Raw genomic sequence first — 8959 nt, 5'->3', positions numbered from 1 at the left:
GCCCGACAAGGTCGCCAGGACCTCGGGCGGCAGTTTGCGACTCTGCTTGACCAACTGCTCGAACAGCGAGACCAGCGTGCGCGACACAACATCGAGCTCGCGCTCCTTGGCGCTGTAGACCGACTCGATAATGCGCGAGCTGGCACTGAGCATACCGGCTTCTTCTTGATAATCATCAATCGCCACGCGCGCCTGCCCTTCCACCAGCACCTTGACGGTGCCATCGGGCAGCTTGAGCAATTGCAACACACCTGCCAGGGTGCCCACCTGATGAAGATCGGCGATTTCCGGATCGTCTATATCGGGGCTCTTCTGAGCCACCAACAGAATCTGCCGCTCTCCTTCCATCGCGCGTTCAAGCGCACGCATCGACTTGTCGCGGCCGACGAACAGGGGAATGACCATGTGCGGATAAACCACCACGTCACGCAACGGCAGCACAGGCAATACATCGAGCGCGGCGCCGGTGGCTACGGGTAGTGAGGCGTTTTTTGCCATGTAAAAAAATCCCTCAAGGGAAATAGATCGGCCTGCCTGCGACACTGCGCCGGAGGCACCTGTACGTCAAGTGGAGGCGCGGGCAGTTCAGAACAAGTGCACAAGCAAACGGCCCCTGTCGGGGCCGTTTGACTGTTCGCGCAAAGTCGTCGACGAATAGGCTGTAAGGAACCGGCAATCAAGGAAAAACCGTCTCCTCTGGACCGGCCCTCACGCCAAGCTGCCTTTCTCCGACCTTAAGCCGCATCACCACCGGTTTCACCGGCAATTCGCTGTTGCTGCAGATTACCGCGATAGATCAGGTAAGGCTCCGCCTGACCATCGATAACGGCATCGTCCACGACTACCTTGCTTACATGTTCCAGCGATGGAAGCTCATACATCGTATCGAGCAATACCTGCTCGAGGATGGTGCGTAAGCCACGAGCACCCGTCTTGCGCTTGAGTGCCTTGCGAGCAATAGCCTGCAAGGCCTCCGGACGGAATTCCAGCTCCACGCCCTCCATTTCGAACAGGCGGCGGAACTGCTTGGTGACCGCATTCTTCGGCTCGGTGAGAATTTTCACCAGAGCGGGCTCATCCAGTTCGTCCAGTGTTGCAACGACCGGCAGGCGACCGACGAACTCCGGAATCAGGCCGTAACGGACCAGGTCGGCGGGCTCTACATCAGCCAGCACCTTACCGAGGTTCTCCGTACGCTCCTTGGAGCGTACTTCGGCAGAGAAGCCAATACCCGTCACCTCTGAACGCTGCTGGATCACCTTTTCAAGACCCGCGAAGGCACCACCGCAAATGAACAGAATGTTCTTGGTGTCGACCTGCAGGAACTCCTGCTGAGGATGCTTGCGGCCGCCCTGAGGGGGCACGGAGGCGAGCGTGCCTTCGATCAGTTTCAGCAAAGCCTGCTGAACACCTTCACCTGACACATCGCGCGTGATCGACGGATTCTCACTCTTACGTGAGATCTTGTCGATTTCGTCGATATAGACAATGCCTGACTGTGCCTTGTCGACGTCGTAGTCGCACTTTTGCAGCAGCTTCTGGATGATGTTTTCCACGTCCTCGCCGACGTAGCCGGCTTCGGTCAACGTGGTGGCATCGGCAATCGTGAACGGCACGTTGAGCAAACGCGCCAGCGTTTCGGCCAGCAGCGTCTTACCCGAACCGGTTGGCCCGATCAACAGAATGTTCGACTTGCCGAGCTCGACGTCGTCGCTCTTCTGGCGCGACTCCATCCGCTTGTAATGGTTGTAGACCGCAACCGCGAGGGCTTTCTTGGCGCGCGTCTGCCCGACCACATACTGGTCGAGGGTCTCCATGATTTCCTTGGGCTTGGGCAATTGGCTGCGCCCCGAGGCGGCCTTTTCCTCAAGTTCCTCACGGATGATGTCGTTGCACAGCTCTACGCACTCGTCGCAGATGAACACGGACGGACCCGCGATCAGCTTGCGCACTTCATGCTGGCTCTTGCCGCAGAAGGAGCAGTAGAGAATCTTGCCGCTGTCGTTGGAACGGCCCTGCCGCTCGTCGCTCATGCTTTAGATCCTGCTTTCAATACCGTTACGACCCGAGAATAGCACAGCGTTCCGCGCCTGCATCCAGGCACGAAACGCCTTTTCCCCAAAGGAAATGCCAATAATCAGGCAGACTTGACCGATTCAACGCCACGACGGTCGAGCACCGCGTCGATCAACCCGTAATCGCGGGCTGCCTCGGCACTCATAAAGCGATCACGCTCCATGTCACGCTCGATCTTCTCCAGAGGCTGGCCGGTATGCTGAACGTAAATATCGTTCAGCCTGCGACGCAGGTACAGGATTTCCTGCGCCTGGATCTCGATATCGGTAGCCTGCCCTCGTGCACCACCCGAGGGCTGATGGATCATGACGCGGGAATTGGGTAGCGAATAACGCTTGCCCTTGGCCCCGGCCATCAGCAGCAAAGAAGCTGCGCTGCACGCCTGCCCGACGCACATGGTGCTCACGTCCGGCTTGATGAACTGCATGGTGTCGTAGATCGCCAAGCCGGCGGTGACTACGCCACCCGGGCTATTGATGTACAGATGGATGTCCTTGTCGGGGTTCTCCGACTCCAGGAACAGCATCTGCGCCACCAGCAGATTGGCGACCTGATCGTTCACTTCACCGACAAGGAAGATCACACGCTCCTTGAGAAGGCGCGAGTAGATGTCGTACGAGCGCTCGCCGCGGGCCGTCTGCTCGACGACCATCGGGACCAGGTTGAGGTTATGGATCGGATCCATGGCCATGCGTGTGGCTCTCCGGTTGATGGGCCTGTCTCAAGAGTGCCTGATCTAGGGATCAAGCACCAACCGGGCGCATCACTTCGTCGAAGCTCAGCGTCTGCGTGGTGGTCTTGGCATGCTCTGCCACCCACTCGGCGACCTGGTCTTCCATGACGCGGTTTTGCAGCCCAGACATCAGTTGGGGGTCGCTGTTATAAAGTTCAACGACCTTTTCCGGCTCCTCGTAGGTCGAGGCGATGGCCGCCAGTTGCGCGGCCAGACGCGACCGCTCCAGCACGAGGCTCTGCTTGCGGGCGATCTCACCCATCAACAGGCCAGCAATCACACGCTTACGCGCCATCGGCATGGCCGAATCGATCAGCTGCTGCGGCGGCTGCTGGCCGCGCGGTACGCTGCCGGCCGCCATGCCGTGGGCTTCGGACTGCACCATGAGATTGGGTACATCCAGTTCCGGGTGGGCATTGGCCAGCTTCTCGGCGACTTCGCCCTTCAGGCGCGCCATCAGCGTGGCCTTGAGCTCCCGCTCGAGGTTGGCACGCACTTCCTTGCGGAAGCTCTCCAGGTCGCCATCTTCCACACCGAACAGCTTGGCGAACTCGGCATCCACAGCCGGCAGGTTCGGCTGCTGCACCTTGATGATGTTGAACTGAACCTGCGCCGTCTTGCCGGCCAGGTTTTCATTGCGGAAATCCTCGGGAAAAGCGACTTCCGTGGTGAACGATTCCTCGGCCTTGTGACCGGTGAGGGCCTCATCAAGCGCCTTGAACAGCGTGCCCGAGCCGAGCACGCTACCTGCTCGCTCCAGGCCTTCGGCCGGGAAGCGGTAGTCGCCAGCTTGCGCGGTGTATTCGAACATCACGAAATCCCCCTCGACCGAGGCACGCTCGACCACGTCGAAGCTGCGGCGCTGCTGGCGCAGGGTCTCGATCATCTTCTCGATGTCGGCGTCGGTCACTTCAGCCGCCGGCCGATTGATTTCCAATTGGCTGACATCGATCTCCGGAAACTCCGGCATGATCTCGAATGTGGCGGTGTAAGCAATCTCACCATCTTCTGGCTGGCCGGTGGTGTTGATGGCCGGGTTGGCGATCGGGCGCAGCTTTTCCTGCTCCACCGCTTCGCGCAACGTGCTGTTGATCAGATCGGAAAGCACTTCACCGCGAACCTGCGCGCCAAAGCGCTGCTGAATCACCGTGGCGGGCACCTTGCCCGGGCGGAAGCCCTTCAGGCGGATCGTGCGGCCCATCTCCGCAATACGCGCGGTGACCTGCGACTCGAAACGCTCAGCCGGAAACTTCACCGTGAGCTTGCGCTCGAGCTTGCCGACGTTCTCAACCGAAACCTGCATGACGTCTCCTGGATCAATGGGGCGCCCGTCACAGACGCCAGCGGCCCTCGCCGCTTAAGTCAAAGTCAAAACCTCAAAGGAATGAATCCGAGCCCGGACCAACCACTGAAACAGTGGGGTCATGACGGCCAGATGGGCTTCACTCGCCTTTAAATCAGCAGATTAGCGTAACAAGGACCAACTCTGGTGCCAAGTAGGAGGTCCAAAGGGGTGGCGCGTGGCAAACTTTGCGCCGCAGTCTCAAGAGCCACGAGACACGCTTCATCCCCTTTTGCCCTGTAGTAGCTCAATAGAACCACTTCAGTAGACACCCGATGCGATACCCGCAAACCGAGGGCGTGCCGGGAGCACGCCCACACCCAAAAGCACCGCAGACGGACAATTCAACGCCCCGGATAGGCAAGCATAGAGGTCAGCGGCTTCAGGGGCGACCATACGCATCTCGGCGCTGTGGACACTGATGACAACCCGGCGAGGTCCCCGGTTGGCCGAAGATCGACGAGGCTGCGCGATCCGGTGATGGAGGTGAAGCGCGTGCCCCCTCACGCCGGCGAAGAAGACGGATGCAACTCTGTACCAACCACCTGTAAGGCCACCCGGCCGTGCGCGGTTCGCAGCCACGCAGGGCTGGACCGTGGGCATTTGTCATGCCTGGCAGGAAATCCAAGATTGCCTGGCCTTGTCTATCCGTCCAGGATGGTGCGAAAGAAGGGACTCGAACCCTTACGGTGTTACCCGCTGGAACCTAAATCCAGTGCGTCTACCAATTCCGCCACTCTCGCATCGCAATAAACTCCAGGAGGAATCCGCCAACCCTAAGCCAAATGGCCTTGGCGCAGCCCTCACAACTGCCGTACTTGACCAAGGCCGGAGACAGCTGCTCTCAAGCCACCCAGTCTACGTACGCCAAGCTGGCTATTTTATGATTGAGCAGTCGCGCAGCACAAGAAGGCCATGGCGACAAAGCAGTCATGCCCCGCGACCGGGAAGCCATCAGTAACCGACTCACACGCAGCACTTATAACTTCATCATGCGGCGCAATCCGGTCACAAGGTGCAGCGAGTAGGGCAACTCATGACCGAACGTTGGCAGGTCACACCGAAGAGGCATCTCCGGCCTTAACCCGAGCGCGCCATCAAGTGATTGAGCATTACCTGCTCAGGAAGACCAGACGACTCGCGGCGACAGCATCCTGGCGCCCAACCGCCCATTGCGTGATCCAGACTGAGCGGACTCACCCGGGCGGGACATCAGATCATCTATTGCAGCGACTGCCCAACAGGCATCGCACGGAGTCGATGACTTTTTCCCAACGCGGTTTTATGTGGACAACAGCAACCACCTGATACACGACCGCAACCAAATGCCCATGCAGGGTGCCTGATCGAACCTATGAGTTAGCGGCTGTCGGTAACACGCCATACCGACAACCGACTTGCCTAGTCGAGGAGAGCTCGCCAATGACACGGCAATCCCGCTCTTAACCGTATCGACGCAACTTGCGTGCGGCCAATGCCAGGAAAATCACGGTGTAGGCCATCAGCACCAGCACATGCGATAACCGTTCGCCATTCCCCAATCCAACGGCGCTCAGTGCCAATGCATCGAGATGATAAGAGGGCCAGATCGGCGCAAGCCGCTGGATGGGGGACGGCAGCATGGATAACGGGAACCACAGGCCAGATAGGAATGACATCGGGAGATAAATCAGATTGATAACACCAGGCGCCCCCTGCCCCTTGATCATCGCACCCAGCAACAAGCCCAAAGAGCAGAATGGCAACACACCCAGTACCGCGGTAAACAACACGGTCAGCACTTGAGCCGCCGAAAGCTGTACATGCGCAAGGCCAAGCGCCATGCCAATGAGTATCAGCAATACGCCCGAAGCGACCAGCAACGCCATGATCATTTTGCCGAACAGATAGGCGCCGGGAGGCATGGGGAGTGCACGCTTGAGCGTAATCAGCCCTGTATCGCGCTCCAGGGCCAACGATACGCCGAAACCAAAAAGTCCCGGAGCCATCACGCCGAACGTTGCGTAGCTTGCCAACAGGTATCTAGGAGCATCCGGTCCATTGCTATGAGCCAGGAACACGCCGAACAGAAGATAGAACACGGCCGGGAGAAGCAGCGTCGGCAAAAGAAAGCCCGGCATACGCAGATAGCGCGTCACTTCCGATCTTGCTTCGGCCATGTACGCACGCATGACGCGTGATGGAGGCATGGATACTGTCGGTACCGCCAGAGAAACGGGTCTGATATTCATCAGGCCACCTCTTCCATAGGCACATCGGATATGCGGGACTGATCGCGTGTAAGTTCGGTGAATGCCTCGGAAAGCCCGGCGCGATGGACCTCCAACTCGCGCACGTCGGGATCGGCAGCCAACAGCCTGCGAACGACATTTTCAGCTTGCACGGTCGTAATCGAAAGCCGGCCGTGCTCCTCCTTGACCTCGTCAATATCGATGCCCCACTCACCCAACTGAGCCGATGTGACCGATGTCATGCAGCGCACACGTGTATGGAGTACCTTGGCGCGCAATGCATCGACGCTACCCTCGCTTATCATGCGCCCTCGAACCATGACGCAAACTCTATCGGCGAGCGCTTCGGCCTCTTCCAGGTAGTGTGTCGTCAAGACCACAGACGTCCCCTGCGCAACGAGCTGTCGAACCGCTGCCCAGAGCGACTGGCGGCTGTCCAGGTCCATACCCACGGTAGGTTCGTCGAGAAAAACAAGTTCTGGCTGTCCCACGACGGCCATGGCAAATTGGACACGACGCTGCTGCCCGCCCGACAGGTCCGCATAAGGCCGTTTGGCCAGGTCAACGATACCGGCTAGTTGCAAGATATGGTCGGTGGCCAATGGCGCAGGGTAATAGGCAGCAGTCAGGTCGACCAGTTCACGGACACGTAGCGTGCCCTGCAAAACCGCCGATTGCAGCATGACACCGATACGTCGACGCGCGCTGATACGCTGCGGGTCTTCCCCGAACAGCTCGACACGCCCGCCGTCTGCACGAATGAGCCCGAGCAGCAGTCCGATAGCCGTTGTTTTGCCAGCCCCATTGGGCCCAAGCAACGCAAGCAGTTCGCCTGGCCGCAATTCCAGGTCCAGGCCCTCGAGAGCCGTCAGATTGCCATAGCGTTTTATGGCGCCAGCCAAGCGAGCAACAGGATGAACGATGTGATTCATATAACACCTCCCCAGTGTGGCTGCATTCTCGACGCGTGGCCTGGAGGTGTTCAGATGGCATCGTCACTCATCTCGCATGACACATATAACATGCAGTCAGTCCGCAAAAACTTGCCGCATCCAGAGATCACGTGATCCTGCGCGCTAGTATCCATTGCACCCTCATGAAACTGCCTGGGCAGTTCGCCTGATAGCGCCACCGGCAATCAAGAAGGCTTGGACCGGATTCTGCTCAAGGAGCTCGTCCACTTAGGCCGCCCACATCCCTGCCAAAAGCAGCCGGAAGCCTTCCCGTTCGGGGCAATCTCTCGCGGCAGATGCCAGAACCCCTCAGGTTGGCTTTTCAAGCCTTGCTGTAACGCTAAAGCGCGATGGTCGCGGGGAGGCTATGATGACCACCCCAGACCAGGAACCCGCGCCATGTTGATCCAGGGCAAGTGCCATTGCGGCAACATAGCCTTCATCCTTGCCTGGACACCGGAGCCCAAGGAGATTCCCGCGCGCTCTTGCAGTTGCTCGTTCTGCAGCAAGCATGGCGCCGTGTGGACATCCTGCCGGCAAGGAACGCTCGACATCACCGTAGTGGATCCATCACGAATGTCACGCTACCAATTCGGCACCCGGACGGCGCAGTTCCTGACGTGCATGCATTGTGGTGTCGTGCCTGTATGCACCAGCCAGATCGAGGGAAAACTCTACGCCGTCGTGAACGTCAACACCTTCGAGTCATTCGACCGCGCATGCCTGTCGCATGGCCAAGTGGACTTCGACGGCGAAGCCACGGATGCACGCCTGGAGCGGCGACAGCGGTACTGGATTGAGAATGTCCGATACGTCGAAGGCGCCATCGCCTGACGGCACCAGTGCGTCTATGCAATTGCACTACGGCTGAAGCAACAACCGACATCCGGTGACTTACGTAGGCACGGCAAAGACAACATGATGAGCGCTGTCTGCGCACAAAAGAAAACAGGCACCCGGCTTGCGCTGGATGCCTGTCTGAAATTGGTGGGCCGTCAAGGATTCGAACCTTGGACCAATTGATTAAGAGTCAACTGCTCTACCAACTGAGCTAACGGCCCTGAAACTCTAAATTGTACTACAAATTTGTTAAGACCGAAACTGGGGTGGACGATGGGACTCGAACCCACGACAACTGGAATCACAATCCAGTACTCTAACCAGCTGAGCTACGCCCACCATAAAACTTGTAACTGGCGCGCCCGACAGGAATCGAACCTGCAACCGTCGGCTTAGAAGGCCGATGCTCTATCCGGTTGAGCTACAGGCGCAGTGCACATCTGACTGTGCAGAGCGTCCGCTGGTCGGGGCAGAGGGATTCGAACCCACGACATCCAGCTCCCAAAGCTGGCGCTCTACCAGGCTGAGCTATACCCCGATACTTCGAAACCTCATCAAGCTCTCGCAAGTTGAAGCCTTCAAATGCTACGGGTGACGCTTCGCCTAGTCAATCCGTATCGAAGCACACCGAACTTTTATTCCATCGTCCGGTATCGCATGACGATGTACTGTCTTACGACTTGCAAACCGCAGTGCAAGCACTGCGCCTTGCGATAAATGGCGCGCCCGGAGAGATTCGAACTCCCGACCACCAAGTTCGTAGCCTGGTACTCTATCCAACTGA

7 protein-coding genes and 5 tRNA genes are annotated in these 8959 nt (G+C 58.5%); 1 reads left to right on the top strand and 11 read right to left on the bottom strand.

Annotation, left to right across the window (positions count from 1 at the left end):
- From VF436_RS14990 to VF436_RS14960, 7 genes are all read right to left on the bottom strand, one after another.
- Positions 1–498 (bottom strand): LON peptidase substrate-binding domain-containing protein (locus VF436_RS14990; RefSeq protein ID WP_330904832.1); only part of this gene is annotated, 498 nt, incomplete at its 3' end.
- A gap of 236 nt (positions 499–734) precedes the next feature.
- Positions 735–2033 (bottom strand): ATP-dependent Clp protease ATP-binding subunit ClpX, encoded by a 1299-nt coding sequence (gene clpX, locus VF436_RS14985; protein WP_330904831.1) that lies wholly within the window; start codon positions 2031–2033, stop codon positions 735–737.
- A 104-nt stretch (positions 2034–2137) separates the two neighbouring features.
- On the bottom strand, positions 2138–2767 hold the full coding sequence (clpP, locus tag VF436_RS14980) for an ATP-dependent Clp endopeptidase proteolytic subunit ClpP (RefSeq protein WP_330904830.1): 630 nt from the start codon (positions 2765–2767) through the stop codon (positions 2138–2140).
- Between the two features lie 52 nt (positions 2768–2819).
- Positions 2820–4112 carry a trigger factor gene (gene tig / locus VF436_RS14975; RefSeq protein ID WP_330904829.1) on the bottom strand — a complete coding sequence of 431 codons (1293 nt, stop codon included), beginning with the start codon at positions 4110–4112 and terminating at the stop codon, positions 2820–2822.
- Between the two features lie 697 nt (positions 4113–4809).
- A tRNA-Leu gene (locus VF436_RS14970) sits at positions 4810–4894 on the bottom strand.
- A gap of 699 nt (positions 4895–5593) precedes the next feature.
- On the bottom strand, positions 5594–6382 hold the full coding sequence (locus tag VF436_RS14965; RefSeq protein WP_330904828.1) for an ABC transporter permease: 789 nt from the start codon (positions 6380–6382) through the stop codon (positions 5594–5596).
- Positions 6382–7314: an ABC transporter ATP-binding protein gene (locus VF436_RS14960; protein WP_330904827.1), complete on the bottom strand. Its 933-nt coding sequence runs from the start codon at positions 7312–7314 to the stop codon at positions 6382–6384. Before VF436_RS14960 ends, VF436_RS14965 begins: the two co-directional genes overlap by 1 nt.
- Before the next feature lie 420 nt (positions 7315–7734).
- Between VF436_RS14960 and VF436_RS14955 the strand changes: the two genes are divergently transcribed.
- Positions 7735–8169, top strand: coding sequence for a hypothetical protein (locus VF436_RS14955; RefSeq protein WP_330904826.1), 435 nt, complete (start codon positions 7735–7737; stop codon positions 8167–8169).
- A 151-nt stretch (positions 8170–8320) separates the two neighbouring features.
- Here VF436_RS14955 and VF436_RS14950 read toward each other — a convergent pair.
- The 4 genes from VF436_RS14950 to VF436_RS14935 form a co-directional block, all read right to left on the bottom strand.
- A tRNA-Lys gene (locus VF436_RS14950) sits at positions 8321–8396 on the bottom strand.
- A 41-nt stretch (positions 8397–8437) separates the two neighbouring features.
- Positions 8438–8514: transfer RNA gene (locus VF436_RS14945), tRNA-His, on the bottom strand.
- 15 nt (positions 8515–8529) lie between these two features.
- A tRNA-Arg gene (locus tag VF436_RS14940) sits at positions 8530–8606 on the bottom strand.
- 30 nt (positions 8607–8636) lie between these two features.
- Positions 8637–8713: transfer RNA gene (locus VF436_RS14935), tRNA-Pro, on the bottom strand.
- Between the last annotated feature and the right edge of the window lie 246 nt (positions 8714–8959).

Origin of the sequence: Dyella sp. (genome assembly GCF_036384435.1) — a bacterium.
Classification (GTDB): domain Bacteria; phylum Pseudomonadota; class Gammaproteobacteria; order Xanthomonadales; family Rhodanobacteraceae; genus GSA-30.
This window is presented reverse-complemented; position numbering and strand designations above follow the sequence as displayed.